Annotated in this window: 19 protein-coding genes and 1 pseudogene; 12 read left to right on the plus strand and 8 right to left on the minus strand. The window is 70.6% G+C overall.

Features of this window, described 5'->3' with window-relative positions; translation table 11 throughout:
- Positions 1-194: 194 nt before the first annotated feature.
- On the minus strand, positions 195-1007 hold the full coding sequence (locus AB0I28_RS22355) for a universal stress protein (RefSeq protein WP_357496164.1): 813 nt from the start codon (positions 1005-1007) through the stop codon (positions 195-197).
- Positions 1008-1201: 194 nt separating this feature from the next.
- Here AB0I28_RS22355 and purS point away from each other — a divergent pair, with 194 nt between their 5' ends.
- From purS to purL, 3 genes and pseudogenes are all read left to right on the plus strand, one after another.
- On the plus strand, positions 1202-1477 hold the full coding sequence (gene purS / locus AB0I28_RS22360; protein WP_357496166.1) for a phosphoribosylformylglycinamidine synthase subunit PurS: 276 nt from the start codon (positions 1202-1204) through the stop codon (positions 1475-1477).
- A complete protein-coding gene (gene purQ, locus AB0I28_RS22365; RefSeq protein ID WP_357496168.1) occupies positions 1474-2169 on the plus strand; it encodes a phosphoribosylformylglycinamidine synthase subunit PurQ in 696 nt (231 codons plus the stop codon). Before purS ends, purQ begins: the two co-directional genes overlap by 4 nt.
- Before the next feature lie 5 nt (positions 2170-2174).
- A pseudogene (gene purL, locus AB0I28_RS22370) lies at positions 2175-4487 on the plus strand (phosphoribosylformylglycinamidine synthase subunit PurL); the annotation flags it as partial.
- A gap of 62 nt (positions 4488-4549) precedes the next feature.
- On the opposite strand, the gene AB0I28_RS22375 reads toward purL, so the two are convergent.
- A complete protein-coding gene (locus AB0I28_RS22375) occupies positions 4550-4897 on the minus strand; it encodes a DUF732 domain-containing protein (protein WP_357496170.1) in 348 nt (115 codons plus the stop codon).
- Between the two features lie 137 nt (positions 4898-5034).
- Between AB0I28_RS22375 and AB0I28_RS22380 the strand changes: the two genes are divergently transcribed.
- The 3 genes from AB0I28_RS22380 (at position 5035) to AB0I28_RS22390 (ending at position 6275) form a co-directional block, all read left to right on the plus strand.
- Entirely contained in the window at positions 5035-5505 is a 471-nt protein-coding gene (locus AB0I28_RS22380) for a YbaK/EbsC family protein (RefSeq protein ID WP_357496171.1), read from the plus strand.
- 66 nt (positions 5506-5571) lie between these two features.
- The gene (locus AB0I28_RS22385; RefSeq protein WP_357496173.1) at positions 5572-6066 is read left to right on the plus strand and encodes a DUF2975 domain-containing protein; all 495 of its coding nucleotides are present in this window, start codon (positions 5572-5574) and stop codon (positions 6064-6066) included.
- Positions 6066-6275, plus strand: coding sequence for a helix-turn-helix transcriptional regulator (locus AB0I28_RS22390; RefSeq protein WP_357496175.1), 210 nt, complete (start codon positions 6066-6068; stop codon positions 6273-6275). The genes AB0I28_RS22385 and AB0I28_RS22390 overlap by 1 nt, the downstream gene beginning before the upstream one ends.
- Here AB0I28_RS22390 and AB0I28_RS22395 read toward each other — a convergent pair.
- Both AB0I28_RS22395 and AB0I28_RS22400 read right to left on the minus strand, forming a co-directional pair.
- Entirely contained in the window at positions 6272-6571 is a 300-nt protein-coding gene (locus AB0I28_RS22395) for a transcriptional regulator (protein WP_357496177.1), read from the minus strand. The two genes, AB0I28_RS22390 and AB0I28_RS22395, sit on opposite strands and share 4 nt — an antisense overlap.
- A complete protein-coding gene (locus AB0I28_RS22400; protein ID WP_357496179.1) occupies positions 6568-7086 on the minus strand; it encodes a hypothetical protein in 519 nt (172 codons plus the stop codon). Before AB0I28_RS22400 ends, AB0I28_RS22395 begins: the two co-directional genes overlap by 4 nt.
- Before the next feature lie 90 nt (positions 7087-7176).
- Between AB0I28_RS22400 and AB0I28_RS22405 the strand changes: the two genes are divergently transcribed.
- Positions 7177-10785, plus strand: a complete 3609-nt coding sequence (locus AB0I28_RS22405; protein WP_357496181.1) for a hydantoinase B/oxoprolinase family protein — start codon at positions 7177-7179, stop codon at positions 10783-10785.
- Between the two features lie 115 nt (positions 10786-10900).
- Here AB0I28_RS22405 and AB0I28_RS22410 read toward each other — a convergent pair whose 3' ends face one another.
- The gene (locus AB0I28_RS22410) at positions 10901-11317 is read right to left on the minus strand and encodes a DUF2809 domain-containing protein (protein ID WP_357496183.1); all 417 of its coding nucleotides are present in this window, start codon (positions 11315-11317) and stop codon (positions 10901-10903) included.
- A 69-nt stretch (positions 11318-11386) separates the two neighbouring features.
- Complete coding sequence (locus AB0I28_RS22415) at positions 11387-12340, minus strand: YafY family protein (RefSeq protein WP_357496185.1); 954 nt, start codon at positions 12338-12340, stop codon at positions 11387-11389.
- A gap of 62 nt (positions 12341-12402) precedes the next feature.
- Here AB0I28_RS22415 and AB0I28_RS22420 point away from each other — a divergent pair, with 62 nt between their 5' ends.
- From AB0I28_RS22420 to AB0I28_RS22435, 4 genes are all read left to right on the plus strand, one after another.
- The gene (locus AB0I28_RS22420) at positions 12403-13563 is read left to right on the plus strand and encodes an epoxide hydrolase family protein (RefSeq protein ID WP_357496187.1); all 1161 of its coding nucleotides are present in this window, start codon (positions 12403-12405) and stop codon (positions 13561-13563) included.
- A 31-nt stretch (positions 13564-13594) separates the two neighbouring features.
- Complete coding sequence (locus AB0I28_RS22425) at positions 13595-13858, plus strand: DUF2630 family protein (RefSeq protein ID WP_357496188.1); 264 nt, start codon at positions 13595-13597, stop codon at positions 13856-13858.
- Positions 13859-14053: 195 nt separating this feature from the next.
- The gene (locus AB0I28_RS22430) at positions 14054-15805 is read left to right on the plus strand and encodes a thioester domain-containing protein (protein ID WP_357496190.1); all 1752 of its coding nucleotides are present in this window, start codon (positions 14054-14056) and stop codon (positions 15803-15805) included.
- A 55-nt stretch (positions 15806-15860) separates the two neighbouring features.
- Positions 15861-16676 (plus strand): MOSC N-terminal beta barrel domain-containing protein, encoded by an 816-nt coding sequence (locus AB0I28_RS22435; RefSeq protein ID WP_357496192.1) that lies wholly within the window; start codon positions 15861-15863, stop codon positions 16674-16676.
- Here the strand turns inward: AB0I28_RS22435 and AB0I28_RS22440 are convergent.
- Complete coding sequence (locus tag AB0I28_RS22440) at positions 16669-17208, minus strand: TetR family transcriptional regulator (RefSeq protein WP_357496193.1); 540 nt, start codon at positions 17206-17208, stop codon at positions 16669-16671. The genes AB0I28_RS22435 and AB0I28_RS22440 overlap by 8 nt on opposite strands.
- A 77-nt stretch (positions 17209-17285) precedes the next feature.
- On the opposite strand from AB0I28_RS22440, the gene AB0I28_RS22445 reads away from it, so the two are divergent.
- A complete protein-coding gene (locus AB0I28_RS22445; protein WP_357496195.1) occupies positions 17286-18176 on the plus strand; it encodes an oxidoreductase in 891 nt (296 codons plus the stop codon).
- Here the strand turns inward: AB0I28_RS22445 and AB0I28_RS22450 are convergent.
- Positions 18148-19779: an acyl-CoA dehydrogenase family protein gene (locus tag AB0I28_RS22450; RefSeq protein ID WP_357496703.1), complete on the minus strand. Its 1632-nt coding sequence runs from the start codon at positions 19777-19779 to the stop codon at positions 18148-18150. The two genes, AB0I28_RS22445 and AB0I28_RS22450, sit on opposite strands and share 29 nt — an antisense overlap.
- Positions 19780-19885 lie beyond the last annotated feature (106 nt).

Here is a 19885-nt window from a genome sequence, read left to right on the forward strand (position 1 = left end):
CACACCACACCGCCGCGACGCGTACCCCGGCCGGCTTCCTGCCCACAACCACCACCGGAGACACACCGCCCCAGGCCGTGTCCGGGTGATCACTGCGGGGCTGCGGCGGACTCGCACCCACAAGATCACCAGGACACGCCCTAGAGGGGCTGCCACCCCGCCGGACGCGTCCCTGACCTCTCGGGTCAGTACACCTAGCCCTCCTCGGGCCGCAGCACGGCGACCGGGCACGCGGCGTGCTGCACCGCCGCCTGGCTCACCGAACCGAGCAGCAGGCCTTTGAAGCCGCCGCGCCCGCGCGAGCCGACGACCAGCAGCGACGCCTCCTCCGAGGCGGCGAGCAGCGCCTTGGCGGGCTCGCCGTCGACGAAGCGGATGTCGAGGGAGACCTCGGGGTACCGGCCGGCGAACCCGCCGAGGGACTCGGCGAGCAGGTGCCGCTCGTAGTCGCTGACCTCGCCGCCGAATCCGTGCACCGCCACCAGCGGTGCCTTGCGGACCTCGGCCTCGGCGAAGGCGAAACCGACCGCCGCCTCCGAGGGGGCCGATCCGTCGACGCCGACGAACACCGGGCCGTCGGGCGAGGGCGCGTCACGCACGATCACGACCGGGCAGGGCGCGTACGAGGCGGCCTGCGAGCCGACCGAGCCGAGCAGCAGCCGCCCGAACCCGCCGAGCCCGCGCGACCCGACCACGAGCATTCCCGCGGTGCGCGCGGCGTCGAGGAGGACCGCGCCCGCCGCGCCGGTGACCACGGCTGTGGTGACGATCACTCCCGGGGCCGTGGAGGCCGCCGAGCCGGCCGCCTCGCTCAGCCATTTCTCGGCCTGCTCGCGCAGTCCCGCGGTCCCCGTGGGCACCCGCATGAGCGGCCAGATGAAGGCGTGCACGATGCGCAGTTCCCGCTCGTGCCAGGCGGCCTCGCGGGCGGCGAAGTCGACCGCGAGCTGCGAGCACTCCGATCCGTCGACGCCGACCACCACCGGGCCCCCACGACTCAGTGACATACCGCCCCCCTCGGCCGGACGCGACAAGTCGTACACGCGGGGACGACCCCCGCAAGCCACGTACCTCTGAGTATGTCGCAGGCGACATTCCCTGAAGGCGCTTCCACGGACGGGGGTCTGCACGTGGACGATCAACAAGGGCCGCATATTCTCTTCACCGGGGCCCTACAACTCTTACCGACAGGAGCACTTCCGTGGCGCGCGTCCTCGTCGACGTCATGCTCAAGCCGGAGATCCTCGACCCTCAGGGTGAGGCGGTGGCCAACGCGCTGCCGCGCCTGGGAGTCAACGGCATCACCTCGGTGCGGATCGGCAAGCGCATCGAACTCGAATTCGAAGGCGAACCAGACCTCGACCAGGCACGAGCCGTCGCCGACGCGCTGCTGGCCAACCCGGTCATCGAGACCTTCACTCTGCGAGTCGACGACACCGCGGAGGCCGCGGAGACCGGCGAGGAGAACGCGGCGTGACGGCTCGGATAGGGGTCGTGACGTTTCCCGGCTCTCTCGACGACCGCGACGCGCAGCGCGCGATCAGGCTCGCGGGGGCGCAGCCGATCGCGCTCTGGCACGGTGACACCGCCCTGCGAGGCGTCGACGCGGTGATCCTGCCCGGCGGCTTCTCCTACGGCGACTATCTGCGCGGCGGCGCCATCGCCCGCTTCGCGCCCGTGATGGAGTCGCTCGTCGACGCCGCGCGCGGCGGACTTCCCGTCCTCGGCATCTGCAACGGCTTCCAGATCCTCTGCGAGTCGCACCTGCTGCCCGGGGCGCTCACCCGCAACGCGCACCTCCACTTCCGCCGCCGCGCCCAGGGGCTGCGGGTGGAGAACACCTCCTCGGCCTTCACCGCGCACTTCGACGCCGGCCAGGAGATCGTCATCCCCGTCAAGAACGGGGAGGGCCGCTTCGTCGCCGACGAACGCACCCTCGACGAGCTCGAAGGGGAAGGTCGCGTCGTGTTCCGCTACGTGGACGGAAACCCGTCCGGCGCCATGCGCGACATCGCGGGAATCAGCAACGCCGCCGGCAACGTCGTCGGCATGATGCCGCACCCCGAACACGCCGTCGAGGCGCTGACCGGCCCGTCGGTCGACGGCCTCGGGCTGTTCACCTCAGTGATCGCCCACCTCGGGCAAGCCGCGGTGGGAGCGGGGAGCTAACGGACATGACCGGCACACAACCAGCCGACCGCACGGAGAGTTTCGACGAGCTGGACACCGTCGACGTCGCCTCGAAGACGCCCGACGAGCCCCAGCCCTACGCCGAACTCGGTCTCCGTGACGACGAGTACGCCAAGATCCGCGACATCCTCGGACGTCGGCCCACCGGATCCGAACTGGCGATGTACTCGATCATGTGGTCCGAACACTGCTCGTACAAGTCGAGCAAGGTACACCTCAAGAAATTCAGCGAGAAGAACCCGCGCACCGACCGGATGCTGGCGGGCATCGGCGAGAACGCCGGGGTCGTCCAGATCACCGAAGACCTCGCCGTGACGTTCAAGGTGGAGAGCCACAACCACCCCAGCTACGTCGAGCCGCACCAGGGCGCGGCGACCGGCGTCGGCGGGATCGTCCGCGACATCCTCGCCATGGGCGCCCGCCCGGTCGCGGTGATGGACGCGCTGCGCTTCGGCGACGCCGAGCACCCCGACACCAAGCGGGTCCTGCCCGGCGTGGTCTCGGGAATCTCCTTCTACGGCAACTGCCTCGGGCTGCCCAACATCGGCGGTGAGGTCGTCTTCGACCCGTCGTACCAGGGAAACCCCCTGGTCAACGCGTTGAGCGTGGGCGTGCTCCCGGTGTCGCGGCTGCAGAACAAGAACGCCTCGGGCCTGGGCAACGTCGTGGTCCTGCTCGGTCAGAAGACCGGTAAGGACGGCATCGGCGGTGTCTCGGTACTGGCCTCGGCGACCTTCGAGGACGGCGACACCGACAACCGGCCGAGCGTCCAGGTCGGCGACCCCTTCGTGGAGAAGCTGCTCATCGAGTCCTGCCTGGAGATGTACGACGCCGAGCTCGTCGTCGGCATCCAGGACCTCGGCGGCGCCGGGCTGACCTGCGCGCTGTCGGAGACCGCGGCCGCCGCGGGCATGGGCATGTACGTCGACCTCGACCGCGTCCCGCTGCGCGAGGCGTCGATGGAGGCGCACGAGGTCCTGGCCAGCGAGTCGCAGGAGCGCATGCTCCTGATCGTGTCGCCCGACAAGGTCGGCGAGGTGCTCGCCGTCGCCGACAAGTGGGGCGTCCTGGCGACCGCGATCGGGCAGGTCACCGACACCGGCAGGCTCATCATCAACTGGCACGGCCAGACGGTCGTCGACTGCCCCCCGGGCAGCCTCGCCGACGACGGCCCGGTCTACAACCGGCCGATGAAGGAGCCCAACGACCGCGCGCTCATCGCCGCCGACCGGGCCGAGACGCTGCCGCGTCCCTCGACCGACGAGGAGCTGCGGGCGACGGTGCTGAACATGGCCGGGTCGCCGAACCTGGCCGACAAGACGTGGATCACCGAGCAGTACGACAACATGGTCGGCGGCAACACCGCGCTGTCCATGCCCGACGACGCCGGCGTGCTGCGCCTCGACGCGACCGGAGCGGTCGCGCCGGGGACCGGGCCGGTCGGGATCGCGCTGTCGACCGACGGCAACGGGCGCTTCACGCGCCTCGACCCGTACACCGGTGCCCAGCTCGCGCTGGCCGAGGCCTACCGGAACGTGGCCGTCACGGGCGCGACGCCGATCGCGGCCTCGGACTGCCTGAACTTCGGCAGCCCCGAGGACCCGCACGTGATGTGGCAGTTCGCGCAGGCCGTCGAGGGACTCGCCGAGGGTTGCGCGCAGCTGAACATCCCCATCACCGGCGGGAACGTGTCCTTCTACAACCAGACCGGCATGACGGCGATCCACCCGACGCCCGTCGTGGCGGTGCTGGGCGTGCTCGACGACGTGCGCCGCCGGGTCCCGATGGGATTCGACAACGACGGCGACGTGATCGTGCTGCTCGGTGAGACCTACGCCGAGCTGTCCGGGTCGGAGTGGGCGTGGTCCCAGCACGGGCACCTCGGCGGGATCCCGCCGGCGGTGGACCTCGCCGGGGAGCAGGCCCTGGCGGCCGTCATGCGCCGTGCGGCCGAGGTCGAGCACGTCTCGGCGGCGCACGACCTGTCCGACGGCGGGCTCGCGCAGGCGCTCGTCGAGTCGGTGCTGCGCAACAAGGTCGGGGCGCGCATCAAGCTGCCCGACCACGCCGACCCGTTCGTGTGGCTGTTCGCCGAGTCGACCGCGCGCGCACTGGTGTGCATCCCGCGCGGGCACGAGAAGGCCTTCGGCGCGCTGTGCGAGGAGCACGACGTGCCGTGGACGCCGCTGGGGATCGTCGACTCCTCGGCCGGCGGCCTTGAGGTCGTCGACCACTTCTCGATCTCGACGGCGGAGTTGGCCGAGGCGTCCGAGGGGACGCTGCCGAGGCTGTTCGGCTGAGGTTTTCGGTAAAAGGGCCGTCCTTCGGGGCGGCCTTTTTACTGCCCTCGTGCGCCCGCTCAGCAGATGTGGTCCTTGGCGGCGGTGAGGATCAGCTCGGCGTCGGGTTCGGAGACGCCGGGGTAGAGGTCGGCGGCCGTTTTGAGCAGGAGGTCGTCCGACTCGTCGTCGGCGATGTGGTCGCACAGGACCTGCGCGGCGGCGACGGCGTCCTCGGCGTCGGAGGCCAGGGTGGCGTCGATGGCGGCGAGGTCGAGGAGGAACGCGGGAGCCTGGGCCTCCGGACCCGGGTTGCGCGGAGCGGGAGGCTCGGGGACCGGGGTCTGGTCGCCGGCGAAGGTGCAGGCGGTCAGGGCGGCGGTGGCGACGGCGAGGGTGAGGGCGGTCTTGGCTCTGGCGGGTCGCATGGTGGGCTCGCTCCCGTGAGGGGAGCCTGTGGGATACCCGGGCGGGGGTGGGGTTAGTCGTGGGGTGGAGTCGTGCCGCTGTGAGACCTTCCCCCCAACCCCCTCCCCCTGATACCCCCGCGCGGTATACATACCCCATGACGCACCCACCCGCCATCGACGCCATGCTCGCCGACGCCGCCGCGCGCGGCCTCACCGTCGAGGTCCGCCCCCGTCCGGTCGCGAACTCCCTCCCCGAGGCGGCCGAGATCCTCGGCGTCACCCCCGCCGACATCGCCAAGACCCTCGTCGTCCGCCAGGGCAAGGGCGCCTACCTGTTCGCCGTCGTCCCGGGCGACCGGGCGATCGCGTGGCCGAAGCTGCGTGCGGTCGTCGGCGTCAACCGCCTGTCGCTGCCGGACGCCTCCGAGGCGCTGGCGGCGACGGGCTACGAGCGCGGCACGATCACCCCGATCGGCAGCTCGCGGGCCTGGCCTCTCTACGTCGACGAACGCCTCAAGGGCGCCCGCGTCGCCATGGGGGCCGGCGCCCACGGCTTCAGCGCGTTCGTGCACGTCGACGAGCTGGTCGAGGGCTTCGGTGGAACCTTCGCCGACATCTCCGACTGAGCGGCGGCTTGCGTCTCCTATCGTTTGTCGATAGATTCCTATCGTGGAACGATTGAAGGAGTCTCCATGGGAAAGCTGACAGTCCTCGCGCTGCGAGTCGTCATCGTCGCGCTGTTCTGCGGTGCGCTGTTCTTCGAGGCCGTGATCGTTCCGATCATGATCTTCGACAAGGATCCGGGCGACCCGCCCCTCGCGCAGCGCGTCGCGTTCATCGTCATCTTCGCGCTCGGCCTGGTCACCGCCCAGGTCATCCTGGTCTGCGTCTGGCGGCTGGTGACGATGGTCCACCGGGGCACGGTCTTCTCGCCCGCGGCGTTCCGCTGGGTCGACATCGTCATCGGCGCCTTCGTCTTCGCCGCGCTCCTGACCTTCGGCTTCGGCGTGGCCCTCGCGCCCGGCGAGGAGGTCCCGCCGGGCTTCGTCCTGCTCGTCGGCGGGGTCGGCGTCGGGGTCCTCGGCGTCGCGCTCATCGTCCTGGTCCTGCGCATGCTCCTTGCCCAGGCCATCGCGCGCGAAGCCGAGGCCGCCCGACTCAAGTCCGAGCTGGAAGAGGTGATCTGATGCCGATCACCGTCGACATCGACGTCATGCTCGCCAAGCGGAAGATGTCGGTCGGAGAACTCGCCGACCGGGTCGGCATCACCCCCGCCAACCTCGCCGTCCTCAAGAACGGCCGCGCGAAGGCCGTCCGCTTCACGACCCTCAACGCGCTCTGCGAGGTCCTCGAATGCCAGCCCGGGGATCTGCTGCGCTGGGAACCCGAGTCCTAGAGCAGGTCCCCGACGATGGCGCGCAGCGCCGCGACGTGCCCGCCCAGCGCCGCGTGCCCCTCGGGCGTCAACTGGATCGACGTGCGCGGCCTCTTGCCGAGGAAGTCCTTGCGCACGGCCACGTAGCCGGCGTCCTCAAGCGTGGTGATCTGCTTCGACAGGGCCGAGTCGCTCAGGCCGGTCTGGTCGCGGACGAACTTGAACTCCGCCCACTCCAGCGGCGCCAGCAGCGAGACGATCGCCAGCCGCGTCGGCGCGTGGATGAGGGCGTCGAAGCCCTCGTGCGGGTCGGTCATCGGGTCGCCCGTCGCTCGATCCGGCGATGCGCGCGCCGCCGGACGAGGGCCTGGAGGGGCCGGCCGCCGGCGGCGATGACCACGGCCAGGAGGACCAGGCTCAGGGAGACGGCGTCCTTGTTGTTGTCGACGGTGGTGAAGGCGATGCCGAAGATCGCGGCGAGGAGCACCGCGGCGCCGATCATGATCACGACGGTGTCGCGGTTGGCGTTGAGCCGTTTGCCCGAGGGGGTCGCGCGCTGCTGTCTCAATGTCCAGCCGGCCAGTAGTGCCAGGCAGGCGGCGAAGAGTGCGATGCCGGCGACGAACGCGACGACCGAGGCCGCGAAGCCGAACTGCTCCTCGACCCACTCGTTCGACGCGTAAAGGCCGCCGAGGGCGAGGAGCATTCCGCCGAGGGCGGGGAAGTAGGCGGCGGGGGTGTCGTAGGCGGCGTCGACGGCGGAGTGCTGCCGGCGGTCGACCTCGGCGAGCGCGGCGCGGGCTTCGTCGGGGGTGAGGGAGGAGTTCGTCATGTCGGCAACGGTAGCAAGTACTTTCCTGACTGGCAAGTACTGTCTTGTGGGAAACAGCTTGCCGGGGTGGATTTGGGGCAGGATGTGGTCATGAGCGGTGCTTGGGAGTTCTGGATCGACCGCGGCGGCACCTTCACCGACGTGGTCGCGCGGCGGCCGGACGGGTCGGTGGTGACGCACAAGCTGCTGTCGGCCGACCCGGCCCGCTACGACGACGCGGTGGTCGCCGGGATCCGCGCCCTGCTGGAGCTCTCGCCCGGCGAGGCGGTGCCTCCGGGGCGGATCGCGGCGGTGAAGATGGGCACGACGGTGGCCACGAACGCGCTGCTGACGCGCACCGGGGAGCCCACGGCACTGGTGATCACGCGCGGTTTCGCCGACGCGCCCCGCATCGGGTACCAGAACCGGCCCGACATCTTCGCGCGCGAGATCGTGCTGCCGGAGCTGCTGCACACGCGTGTCGTGGAGGCCGACGAACGTCTCGGTCCCGACGGGCGGGTCATCAGGCCGCTGGACCTCGACGCCCTCTCCGCCGACTTGGACGCGTTGCGCGCCGAGGGATTCGCGTCGGTGGCGATCGTGTTCGCGCACGCCGACCGGCATCCGGCGCACGAGCGGGCCGCGGCGGACATGGCGCGTGCCAAGGGTTTCGCGCAGGTGTCGGTCTCGCATGAGGTCAGCCCGCTGATGAAACTGGTCGGGCGGGCCGACACCACGGTCGCCGACGCGTACCTGTCGCCGGTGCTGCGGCGCCACATCGACCGCCTGGCAGGCGAACTGCCCGGGGTGCGGCTGATGTTCATGCGCTCCCACGGCGGTCTGACCGACGCCGCCCACTTCGGCGGCAAGGACGCGATGCTGTCGGGTCCGGCCGGTGGGATCGTGGCGATGGCCGCGACCGCCCGCGCGGCCGGCTTCGAGCGCGTCATCGGCTTCGACATGGGCGGCACGTCCACCGACATCTCGCACCACAGCGGACGGTTGGAACGCGTCTTCGACACCGAGATCGGCGGGATCCGGGTACGGGCACCGATGCTGGCGATCCACACGATCGCCGCCGGCGGCGGTTCGGTGCTGCGCTACGACGCCGGGCGCTACCGGGTCGGGCCGGACTCGGCGGGCGCCGATCCGGGACCGGTCGCCTACGGTCGCGGCGGGCCGCTGACCGTCACCGACGCCAATGTGCTCCTCGGCCGCATCCAACCGGGGCACTTCCCGCGTGTCTTCGGCGAGTCGGGGACCGCCGCGCTCGACGACGCCGCCGTGCGGGCCGCGTTCGCCGGGCTGGCGACGGACATCGGCGACGGCCGCACACCCGAGGAGGTCGCCGAGGGGTTCCTGGAGGTCGCCGTCGGCGGGATGGCCAACGCCATCAAGAAGATCTCGGTCCGGCGCGGCCACGACGTCACCGAGTACGCGCTGGTGACCTTCGGTGGCGCCGGCGGGCAGCACGCCTGCCGGGTCGCCGAGGCGCTGGGCATGCGCTCGGTGCTGATCCATCCCTACGCGGGTGTGCTGTCGGCGTACGGCATGGGACTGGCCGACACGACGGCGCTGCGGCAGCGCTCGGTCGAGCTGCCGTTGACGGCGGAGAACATGTCCACTGTGGAGGACGTGCTCGGCGAGCTGGAGGACGAGGCGCGAACGGAGCTGCGCGAGGAAGGCGTCGACGAGGACGCGGTGACCCTCGGGCGGCGGCTTCGCCTGCGCTACGAGGGAACCGACACGATCGTCACCGTCGACCACGGCACCGACATTCCCGCGCTCGAAGCCGACTTCGCCAAGCTCTACCGTCGCCGCTTCTCCTTCCTGATGCCGGGGCGCGCGCTGTTGGTGGAGGCGGTCGAGGTCGAGGCTCGCTGTCCTTCGGGGGAGGTGCCGGTGCCCGGGGCCGATGGCACCGATACCGAGTGCGCCGAGGAGGTCGAGGTGTTCACCGGCGGCGCCTGGGAGCGAGTTCCCCTCCACGTCAGGGATCGGTTGCGCCCCGGGCACCGCGTCGACGGCCCGGCGATCATCGCCGAGGCCAACGCGACGACCGTCGTCGAACCCGGCTGGTCGGGAGAACTCTCCGAGACCGGCGATCTGGTGCTCACCCGGCACGGTGGCCGCGACAAGGCGTCGGTCGGCACGGGGGCGGATCCGGTGATGCTGGAGGTGTTCAACAACCTGTTCATGTCGATCGCCGAGCAGATGGGCGTGCGCCTTCAGGCGACGGCGAACTCGGTGAACATCAAGGAGCGCCTCGACTTCAGCTGCGCCCTGTTCGACGCCGAGGGCAACCTCATCGCCAACGCCCCGCACATCCCGGTGCACCTCGGGTCGATGGGCGAGAGCATCAAGGCCGTCATCGCCGCCAACCCCGGCATGCGCGACGGGGACGTCTTCGTCCTCAACAACCCCTACCGCGGCGGCACGCACCTGCCCGACATCACCGTCGTCTCACCGGTGTTCGGCGCGGACGGGCCGTTGTTCCACGTCGCCTCGCGCGGGCATCACGCCGAGATCGGCGGCACCGCACCGGGTTCCATGCCCGCCGACTCCACGCACATCGACGAGGAGGGAGTCCTCATCGACAACTGGCTGCTCGTCCGCGACGGCCACCTGCGCGAGACGGAGACCCTGGAACTGCTGGCGGGTGCGCGCTTCCCGTCACGCGGCCCGCAGAACAACATCGCCGACCTGCGCGCCCAGGTCGCGGCCAACGCCAAGGGAATCGAGGAGCTGACCGCCCTCGTCGAGCACTTCGGCCTCGACGTCGTGCGCGCCTACATGGAGCACGTGCGCGCCAACGCCGAAGAGGCGGTGCGCGAGGTGATCTCGGCGCTGACGGACGGATCGTACGAGTACGAAATGGACGGCGGACAGCTCATCAAGGTCGCCATCACCGTCGACCGGGAGCGCCGTGAGGCGCACATCGACTTCACCGGAACGTCGCCGGCGGCGGCGGGCAACTTCAACGCGCCCTCGTCGGTCGCGATGGCCGCGGTCCTCTACGTGTTCAGGACGCTGATCGACGCCGAGATCCCGCTCAACGCCGGATGCCTGGCGCCCATCGCCGTCACCATTCCGCCGGGATCCCTGCTGTCGCCGGTGTTCCCGTCGGCCGTCGTGGCGGGGAATGTGGAGACCTCGCAGGCGGTGACCGGCGCTCTGTACGCAGCCCTCGGCGTGATGGCCGAGGGCGCCGGGACGATGAACAACGTGACCTTCGGCAACGAGGACTTCTCCTACTACGAGACCGTCGCCGGCGGATCCGGTGCGGGGCCGGGCTTCGCGGGCACCGACGTCGTCCAGGTGCACATGACCAACTCCCGGCTGACCGACCCCGAAGTGCTGGAATGGCACTCGGCGGGCAAGGGATGCCCGGTGCTGGTGGAGTCGTTCGCGATCCGCCACGGCAGCGGCGGCAACGGCCGCTGGCGGGGTGGAAGCGGGGGTGTGCGGCGGCTGCGCTTCGAGGCGGACGCGACGGTGAGCCTCCTGTCCGGCCGAAGGCTGCGCGGCCCCTACGGCATGGCGGGCGGCGAGGACGGATCCCCCGGCCGCCAGTGGATCGAGCACCCCGACGGCAGTCGCACCGAACTCGCCGGCTGCGACCGCGCGAAAGTGCGGCCAGGCGACGTGTTCGTCCTGGAAACGCCGGGCGGCGGCGGTTACGGCGACCTCGATTTGTCCACAGAGGACGGTCAGGCTTAGACTTACCCGTCCTCGCAGGGACACCACGACGGCCGGGAGCGAACCTCCCGGCCGTCGCGGTGGTATGGGGGCGTTTCGCTGCCGGCACAAGCGCCCCGAGATTCCGTTGCCGGCTCTAAGTCTCAGCGGTTCGCGGGTTTCTCGGGGAACGTGCGCGGGCGCGCAGGAACCAGTGCGCGACGACCAGTGGGATGACGCCGACGGGGTACCAGGCGACGTCAACGAGGTCGAACTGGGCGCCGAGCAGTTGGCGCGCGAGCCAGTTGTGCTGGGAGAGTGTCGCGGGTATCGAGGTGAGTTGTGCGAACTCGATGAACCAGCAGTATGCGATGGCGATGCCGCCGGCGAGCAGTGGAGAGACCGGCGGCCAGATGAAGATCACTATCGTGTAGACGATGGCCCCGGACAAGGCGGCGCCCGAGTACTGTTCGACGGGTCCGTCCATTGTGGCGCGGATCGCGTAGGCCGCACCTGCGAATCCGAGTGCCGCCACCACCATCAGGAGCCGAGTCCAGCGCATCGCGAGCGACATCGCGCAAGCATAGGGGCTTCTGCCGGCAGCACCCGACGCAGCTTGTCGAATGCGCCCGGACCTCGCGGATCACCCCGCCGCCCGGCCAAGCCTCTCCGCCATCGCGCGCAACCGATCCCTCAACTCCGGCGGCTCGTGCACCTCGAAGTCCCAGCCGAAGGCCGCCAGGTAGTAGGCCGAACCGTCGAGGTTGTCGGCGCGCGACTCCATCGTGCACGAGTTCTCGTCGACGGGCGTGATCGTCGCGTACCGCTCGGGGATCCGCTGCCGGGCCTCGTCGGCGGAGACGTGGAGGGTGGCCACGACCTTCCGCTGGTAGGCGCCGACGGTCACCTTGCGGGCGATGTAGGCCGAGACATCGGGGTCGGGCAGTTCGCGCGGGGTGAAGCGCGGCCCGGTCGGCGTGACCGGCGTGATCCGGTCGACGCGGAAGATGCGCCAGTCCACGCGGTCGATGTCCCACGCCAGCAGGTACCAGCGGCTCCCGGCGCGGGCCAGCCGGTGCGGCTCGGTGATGCGGTACGACTCGGTCCCGTCGTGGGCGCGGTACTCGAAGCGCAGCCGGTCGTGGTCGCGGCAGGAGTTGGCCAGCAGCGTCAGCACCGACGCGTCGACGGTCTGGCCCTCGAACGAGATACCGACGGTATGTGAACGAAACGCGCCGACGCGTTTGCGCAGCTTCGGCGGCAGGATCTGCTCCAGCTTCGCCAGCGCGCGCACGGAGGTCTCCTCCATGCCGCTGACCCCGGCGGAGACGGCGGCGCCCAGGCCGACCGCGATCGCCACCGCCTCCTCGTCGTCGAGCAGGAGCGGCGGCATCGACGCGCCGGCACCGAGCCGGTAGCCGCCGGCGGTGCCGGTCGTGGCGTGCACCGGGTAGCCCAGCTCGCGCAGCTTGTCGACGTCGCGGCGGACCGTCCGGGTGGTCACCTCCAGGCGGCCGGCGAGTTCGTCGCCCGCCCAGTCACGGCGCATCTCTAGCAGGGACAGGAGTTTGAGGAGTCTCGCCGAGGTCTGCAACATTTCTCAAATCTCCCTCCCCTTGAGGACAACACCTGTCCTCAAGGCCTCTTAACGTTACCCACATGACGAACACCGAGATCCGCCGCTTCCGCCTCGACGTTCCCCAGGCCCAGCTCGACGACCTCGCCGCCCGCCTCGCGAACACCCGCTGGCCCGAGCCCGCCCCCGGCGACGACTGGAAGTACGGGACCACCAACGGCTACCTGAAGGATCTCGCCGACTACTGGCGCACCGGCTACGACTGGCGCGCCGCCGAGGCCGAACTCAACACGTACCCGCAGTATGTGACCGAGATCGACGGGCAGAACATCCACTTCCTGCACGTCCGCTCCCCCCGCGAGGACGCCACCCCGCTCCTGCTCGCCCACGGCTGGCCCGGCTCGATCGTCGAGTTCCTCGACACCATCGCGCCCCTCACCGAACCCGCCGACGAGGCCCTGCCCGCGTTCCACGTGGTGATCCCCTCCCTGCCCGGCTTCGGCCTGTCGGGACCCACCAAGGAGGCCGGCTGGAACAGCGACCGCGCCGCCGCGGCCTTCACCGTGCTGATGGAGCGTCTCGGCTACGAGCGCTACGGCCTCCAGGGCGGCGACTGGGGCGCCTTCGTCGTCGTCGAGATGGGCAAGATCGCCCCCGAGCGCGTCATCGGCGTCCACGTCAACGCCGCCACCTTCGGTTTCATCCCCTTCGGCGAGGTCGGTGAGGAAGAGGCCGCCACCCTCACCGACACCGAACGCGCAGCCCTCGCCCGCCTCGGCCACTACCTGGCCGAAGGCAACGGGTACTTCCAGATAATGGCCACCCGCCCCCAGACCGTGTCCTTCGGGCTCACCGACTCCCCCGTCGGCCTGCTCGGCTGGATCGTCGACAAGTTCCGCGAATGGACCGGCCCCAACGGCGGCGAAGGACTCCCCGAGGACGCCGTCGACCGCGACCGCATGCTCACCGACGTGATGCTCTACTGGCTCACCAACACCGCCGCCTCGTCGGCGCGCGTCTACTACGAGGGCATGCACACCGAGTCGTGGGACTTCAAGCCCGGCACCGTGCCCACCGGCGTGGCCGTCTTCGCCCAGGACGTCGCCATCCGCCGCTACAGCGAAGGCGGCAACAACATCGTCCACTGGACCGAGTTCGACCAGGGCGGCCACTTCGCGGCCATGGAGGTCCCCGGCCTGCTCGTCGGCGACGTCCGCGCGTTCTTCGCCGCGCTCGCCGACTGACGGCTAGGTTCGAGAGCGAGGGGGTGCCGCCATGACCGACAACAGCGAAGCCGCAGCCGAGAAGCGGATCCTGCACCGCATCAGCGACATGGTCGCCACCGAGAAACGCCTGCGCGCCCAGCTCCAAGGTGGGCCCGACGGCGACGGTGCGCGCGCCGAACTCCATGAACTCGAAGTCGAACTCGACCGCTGCTGGGACCTGCTCCGCCAGCGTCGCGCGCTCGCCGAGGCCGGGGAGGATCCCGGCGCGGCGAAGCCGCGGCCGGCGGGCGAGGTGGAAGGGTATTTGTCGTAGGTGAAGCGCCGGCCGGCCGCCTGAGGGCGGCCGGTTTCGCGTGCTCGAACGAATGTTTCACGTGAAACATCGCGGTGGGCGGGTGGGATCGCGTGCACCCTGCACCCACCTTCCCCGCCCGTAAAAACCCTTACGGCACTATTCCTTCGCATTTTCCATACGATGATCCCATTCGTCTTTTGTGGAGGATCGTCCGTGAAAATACGAAGGTCATTCGTCAATCTCCTGGTCGTGGCCGCCGCGACCGCCGCCGCGGTCCTCGCGCTGGCGCCCGCCGCCGTCGCCGAGCCGGACCCGGACCTCGTGGTCGGCGGGCCCGCCCACCCGTTCACCGAGCTGGAGGTCACCGGCCTCATCGACGGGATGGCCGTCAGCGCCTTCGACGGACCGGCGAGCCTCGACCCGCTGGCCGGCTACCCGGCCACTCCGCCCGCCGGGTCGACGCCCCACGAGATCTCCTACGCGGGCACGATCCAGGCCACCGACAACATCACCGGCACCACGGCCCTGACCTACTGCATCGACCTGGCGACCGAGACCGGCGTCGGCGTCCACTACAAGCTCGGCGAGTGGTCGGAGGCCAATGTCCCGCACCTCGGCTACGTCGGCTACATCCTCCACAACTACTTCCCGACGACCGGCGCTCCGGCCGGGGGCACCGTCGACGAGCGGGCGGCGCGTGTTCAGCTCGCCATCTGGTTCTTCACCGACCGGGTCGTCCTGGATCCCGTGAGTCCGCACTACGCGGCGGTGTCGGCGATCGTCGCCGACGCGCTGGCCAACGGCCCGTCGGTGGAACCGGACCCGCCGACGCTGACCGTCACGCCCTCCACGATGCGCGCGCCCTCCAACGGCGAACTCGTCGGGCCGTTCCACGTGGAGTCGGACGGTCCCTCGACGATCCGCTCGCTGGGCATCGAGGTATTCAGCGACCCGGAGGGGGACAACCGTCTCGACGACGGTGACACCGTCGACTCGGGCGCCGACCTGTGGGTGCGGACCATATCCGACGACGATCCGCAGGGCTTCGTCCTCGACCGAACCGTGTCCTTGCTGGAGAGCACGGTCTACCTCTACGACGGCACGAACCCGGGCCGCGACACCGCGCAGAAGCTGATCCTGGCTCAGCAGACGACTCTCGCCAAGCGTGCGGGCGCGCTCATCACGCCGTACGCGGCGGGGAATCTGGCGATCACCAAGTCCATCACCGGATCCGGCGCCGGTTTGCAGGGCGAGGTCGTCATCGACGTCGTCTGCACCACGACCGGCGACGTGGTCACCGAGTACCGGCTGAAGCTCGACGCGAAGACCGCGGCGGGTGATCATCCGCTTGAGGTGACGGGCATCGAGGCGGGCAGCACGTGCGTGATCACCGAGTCGTCCGATGGGGACAACGGCCTGGTCAACGCGACGGTGACGATCGAGCCGGCCGAGGTGACGATCGTCGAGAACGGCACGGCCGAGGCCACCGTCACCGACGACTACACGCGGGGCGTGGGCGCGGTCGCGGTCACGAAGACCATCGCGGGGCGGGCCGCCGGGGACCAGGGCGAGATCAGGATGCGCCTTGAGTGCACCGATCCGCACGGCGGGGAGCCGGTGACGCGCGAGTTCACCATCGACGCCGGTGCCAGCCCCGGCACCTACGTTCAGCCGGTGGTCGAGGATCTGCCGGCGGGCATGACGTGCCGGCTCACCGAGCCCGCCGACGGCGGCAACGAGGACGTGGAACTGGCCGGGGGCGTGGTGATCAAGCCCGGTTCGGTGACCGTCGCCGACGGGGAGACCGCCGCGATCGCGGTGACCGACACCTTCGAGTTCCGCAAGACCCTGCCGGTGACGGGTCCCGGCCCGGTCGGGGCCCTGGCACTGGCGGGCGCGGTGGTGTTCGTGACGGGTGCGGCTTTGCTGGTCGTGGCGACGGTGCGCAGGCGCCGCCGGACCTGACCGACAGGGCGGGCACGGGCGCGATGCCCGTGCCCGCCCTGGCACCATTGCGCGGGTGAAGATCGCCGCGTTGCGCCGCTACCCCGTCAAGTCGGTCCTCGGTGAGGACCTCCGTTCCGCCGAGCTCGGCGAGCGCGGTGTGCCGGGTGACCGGCGTTTCGCGCTCGTCGACGCCGAGTCGGGTCTGATCGCCAGCGCGAAGCAGCCGCGGTTGTGGCGGGCGTTGCTGTCGGCGAGGGCCGAGGTGACCGACGGCGGCGTGCGGGTCGCGTTCCCTGATGGCTCCACTGTGGATGGACCGTCGGCGGGGCTGGACCGGGCTCTGTCGAAGCTCTCGGGGCGCGAGGTGCGCTTGACCGACGTGGTTCCCGAGGGGGCCGCGCTGCACCGCTCGATTCCGGAGGAGGTCCTGGAGTCGGGCGTTGAGGCGGAGGTCGGGGCGACGGTGACCACGCTCGGGGCGATCCTGCCGGGCACGTTCTTCGACTTCGCGCCGGTCCACATCGTCACGACCGCGACGCTCACGGCGATCTCGGCGCGCTCGCCGAGGGGCACGGTGGAGGTCGAGCGGTACCGGCCGAACCTGGTGGTCGACACCGGCGAGGCCGAGGGCTTCGTGGAGGACGAGTGGCCGGGGCGGGTGCTCGTGGTCGGCGGGGCCCGGTTGCGGGTCCTGCTGCCCAGCCCGCGATGCGCGATCCCGACCTTGGCGCACGGCTCGCTGCCGGCCGACCGGGATGCCCTGCGGGTCCTGGCATCCCACCACCGCGTCACGATTCCCGACTTCGGGACCTTCCCGACGGCGGGGGTCTACGCCGTCGTCGAGCAGGGCGGCGCCGTGGCCGTCGGGGACGGTGTGGAACTCAGCTGACGAGCCCTCGCCAGACCAGTTCGACCCAGCGGCGCCGGGCGTCCTCGTCGACGGCGAGGCCGGGCATGGTTCCCATGAGCAGGGCCAGATCCTCGACGGTGACGTCGGCGCGCAGCGCCTGGGCGCGATGGGCGGTGTCGACGAGGGCGGCGAGCAGGCGGCGGGCGGGCAGTTCCAGCGAGTCGGCGCGGTAGGCGCCCAGACCGGCGGCGACCTGACGCAGGGTGCGGTCGCCGGCTCCTTCGACGGCCACGCGCGCGAAGAGCTCGCCGATCTCGTCGACGGCACGGGTTTCGCTCTTGCCGACCCGGTCGACGGCCGCCTCCAGTTCGGCGACGATCGCGGCGGCGGTCTCGGCCATGACGGCGGCGACCAGGTCGGTCTTGGTCGGATAGTGCCGGTAGAGCGTGCCCACCGCGACTCCGGCGGCGGCGGCGATCTCGTCCATCCCGACCTCCGGACCGCCGGCGGTGACGAGTGTGCGGGCCGCGCGCAGGATCGCGGCCCGGTTGCGCAGCGCGTCGGCGCGCATGCGGGAGCTCCTCTCGACAAAAACTGAACTGTGGTTCACAATAAATCATGAACCCACGTTCATGTTAGGAGTCGACCGTGACCATCTGGACCGAGAACGACATCCCCGCACAGCACGGCCGCACCGCACTCGTCACCGGCGCCAACTCCGGCATCGGCCTCGAAACCGCACGCGCCCTCGCCCACAAGGGCGCCACCGTCATCCTCGCCTGCCGCGACACCGCCAAAGCCCGCCGAGCCGCCCGCGACATCGGCGGCACCACCGAGACCCTCCACCTCGACCTCGCCGACCTCACCGCCGTCCACCACGCCGCCACCGAACTCCGCGACCGGCACACCCGCATCGACCTGCTCGTCAACAACGCCGGCATCACCGGCCTGCGTGGACACAGCGCCGACGGCCACGAGATCCAGTTCGCCGTCAACCACCTCGGCCACTACGCCCTCACCGGCCTCATCCTCGACCGCCTCCTCGCCGCACCCCACGCCCGCGTCGTCAACGTCAGCAGCATCGCCCACCGCTTCGGCAAAACGCGCGACCTCGACACCCACACCGGCGCCTACAGCCGCTCCAAACTCGCCAATCTCCTGTTCACCGGCGCCCTCCAACGCCGGCTCACCCACACCACCGCCACCGCCCTGGCCGCACACCCCGGCGGCGCGAGCACCGCCGTCTTCCGCCACGGCAACCCCGTCTTCCGCGCCGTCAACCTCACCATCGCCGCCGCCCTCGGCCGAACACCCCGCATGGGCGCACTCCCGACCCTGCGCGCCGCCACCGACCCCCACGCCGACGGCGGCGACTACTACGGCCCCACCGGACTCTTCGAGATCGCCGGCCACCCCGGCAGGGTCAAGGCCGCCGCCAAAGCAGACGACCGCGCCGCACAGGAGACCCTGTGGGCGCGGTCGGAAGAACTGACCGGCGTCGTCTACGACTTCACAGCCGAGGAGAATGCCTCGCGATGATCGCCGCGGTGTCCAGTCCGGCCGGCAGACTGCCGTAGCAATTTCCCCGGCCACCGTCCAATCTGGACGCCAAAAACGCGTCGAACACCGCCGGCGGCGAATGCCGCGCCAGCAGCGAACCCTGCAAGGCCAGCGCCAGATTCTCCGTCAGCAACCGAGCCTGCGAAGGCTCCACGCCGTCGGTCAGCATCCGCTTCGTCCGCGTCACATGCGCGTCGAACAGCGGATGCGCACCGGCGGCCCGATCCACCTCCGCGAAGAACGCCTCCGCCGACTCCGGCGAGGTCGACAACGCCCGCAACACGTCCAGGCAGATGACGTTGCCCGACCCCTCCCAGATCGACAGCAACGGCTGCTCCCGATAGCGCCGAGCCAACGGCGCCTCCTCGATGTAGCCGTTGCCGCCCAGACACTCCAGCGCCTCCGCCGCATGCCCCGGACCCCGCTTGCACACCCAGTACTTCGCCACCGCGCTCGCCAGACGGCGAAAGAGCGCGTCGGCCGGATCGTCATAGGCGGCGGCCAGACGCATCGCGGTGACCACCGCCGCCTCGTACTCGACGCACAGGTCGGCCAGTACGTTGGCCATCAACGGCTGATCCACCAGCTTCGCACCGAAGGCCGACCGATGCGCCGCGTGCCACAACGCCTCCACAGTGGACTGCCGCATCCCCGCCGTCGAGCCGAGCACGCAGTCGAGCCGCGTGTGGTTGACCATCTCGATGATCGTCCGCACACCCCGGCCCTGCTCGCCGACCAGGTGGGCCAGCGCACCGTCGAACTCGACCTCGGAGGAGGCGTTGGAATGGTTGCCCAGCTTGTCCTTCAGCCGCTGGAGACGCATCTCGTTGCGCGTGCCGTCGGGCAGCACGCGCGGGAGCAGGAAGCACGACAGCCCGTCCTTGCCCGAGGGCCCCGCGGTCTGCGCCAGCACCAGGAACGCGTCGCTCATCGGCGCCGAGCAGAACCACTTGTGCCCGGTCAGCGCCCACATCTCGCCCGCCGGCACCGCACGGGTGGTGTTGGCGCGAACGTCGGAGCCGCCCTGCTTCTCGGTCATCGCCATGCCCAGGATCAGGCCGCGTTTGGTCTGCGGGGCGCGCAGGCCGAAGTCGTAGTCGGTCGAGGTGATCAGCGGCTCCCACGCGGCGGCCAGTGCCGGGGTCGTCCGCAGCGTGGGGATCGAGGCGTAGGTCATCGAGATCGGGCAGCCGTGACCCGGCTCGATCTGCGAGGTCAGCATGAACAGCGTCGCCCGGGCCGCGTGACCGCCGCGCGCCGAACCCTGCCACGGCAGCGAATGCAGCCCGTTGCGCACCGACAGGCTCATCCAGTCGTGCCAGGCCGGATGGAACTCCACCTCGTCGGCGCGGTTCCCGAAACGGTCGTGGGTCCGCAGCACCGGCACGTAGCGGTTGGCCTCCTCCGCCCGCCGCGCCCAGGCGGCACTGCCCACAGTGGACCCGAGCTTCTCGGCGTGGCCGGCGATCCAGTCCGCCCCCGACCACCCCAGCGCGTCGCGAAGCGGCGCGTTGTCGGTGAAGGCGTTGCGATCCACCAAGGGCGGCGCCTGGTTGAGCACTTCGTGCGTCGTCGTCGACATTTTCATCCGACCTCCTGCGCTCGATGATGTCGTATGCTCCGAAGGTCCCTCAGAGGTAGGGCCGATCGCCCCTTGGCCGACCGCGCCGGGAACCTCACGCTTAAGG

This window comes from Phytomonospora sp. NPDC050363, assembly GCF_040655735.1.
Lineage (GTDB): Bacteria > Actinomycetota > Actinomycetes > Mycobacteriales > Micromonosporaceae > Phytomonospora.

Bases quoted from the DNA above. Each gene is read 5' to 3' on its own strand.
- AB0I28_RS22410 (WP_357496183.1), bottom strand. From the start codon at position 11,317: ATGTCGCTCGCGATGCGCTGGACTCGGCTCCTGATGGTGGTGGCGGCA.
- AB0I28_RS22415 (WP_357496185.1), bottom strand. From the start codon at position 12,340: ATGTTGCAGACCTCGGCGAGACTCCTCAAACTCCTGTCCCTGCTAGAG.
- AB0I28_RS22380 (WP_357496171.1), top strand. From the start codon at position 5,035: ATGACGCACCCACCCGCCATCGACGCCATGCTCGCCGACGCCGCCGCG.
- AB0I28_RS22375 (WP_357496170.1), bottom strand. From the start codon at position 4,897: ATGCGACCCGCCAGAGCCAAGACCGCCCTCACCCTCGCCGTCGCCACC.
- AB0I28_RS22390 (WP_357496175.1), top strand. From the start codon at position 6,066: ATGCCGATCACCGTCGACATCGACGTCATGCTCGCCAAGCGGAAGATG.
- AB0I28_RS22405 (WP_357496181.1), top strand. From the start codon at position 7,177: ATGAGCGGTGCTTGGGAGTTCTGGATCGACCGCGGCGGCACCTTCACC.
- AB0I28_RS22425 (WP_357496188.1), top strand. From the start codon at position 13,595: ATGACCGACAACAGCGAAGCCGCAGCCGAGAAGCGGATCCTGCACCGC.
- AB0I28_RS22385 (WP_357496173.1), top strand. From the start codon at position 5,572: ATGGGAAAGCTGACAGTCCTCGCGCTGCGAGTCGTCATCGTCGCGCTG.
- AB0I28_RS22420 (WP_357496187.1), top strand. From the start codon at position 12,403: ATGACGAACACCGAGATCCGCCGCTTCCGCCTCGACGTTCCCCAGGCC.
- AB0I28_RS22395 (WP_357496177.1), bottom strand. From the start codon at position 6,571: ATGACCGACCCGCACGAGGGCTTCGACGCCCTCATCCACGCGCCGACG.
- AB0I28_RS22450 (WP_357496703.1), bottom strand. From the start codon at position 19,779: ATGTCGACGACGACGCACGAAGTGCTCAACCAGGCGCCGCCCTTGGTG.
- AB0I28_RS22355 (WP_357496164.1), bottom strand. From the start codon at position 1,007: ATGTCACTGAGTCGTGGGGGCCCGGTGGTGGTCGGCGTCGACGGATCG.
- AB0I28_RS22400 (WP_357496179.1), bottom strand. From the start codon at position 7,086: ATGACGAACTCCTCCCTCACCCCCGACGAAGCCCGCGCCGCGCTCGCC.
- AB0I28_RS22440 (WP_357496193.1), bottom strand. From the start codon at position 17,208: ATGCGCGCCGACGCGCTGCGCAACCGGGCCGCGATCCTGCGCGCGGCC.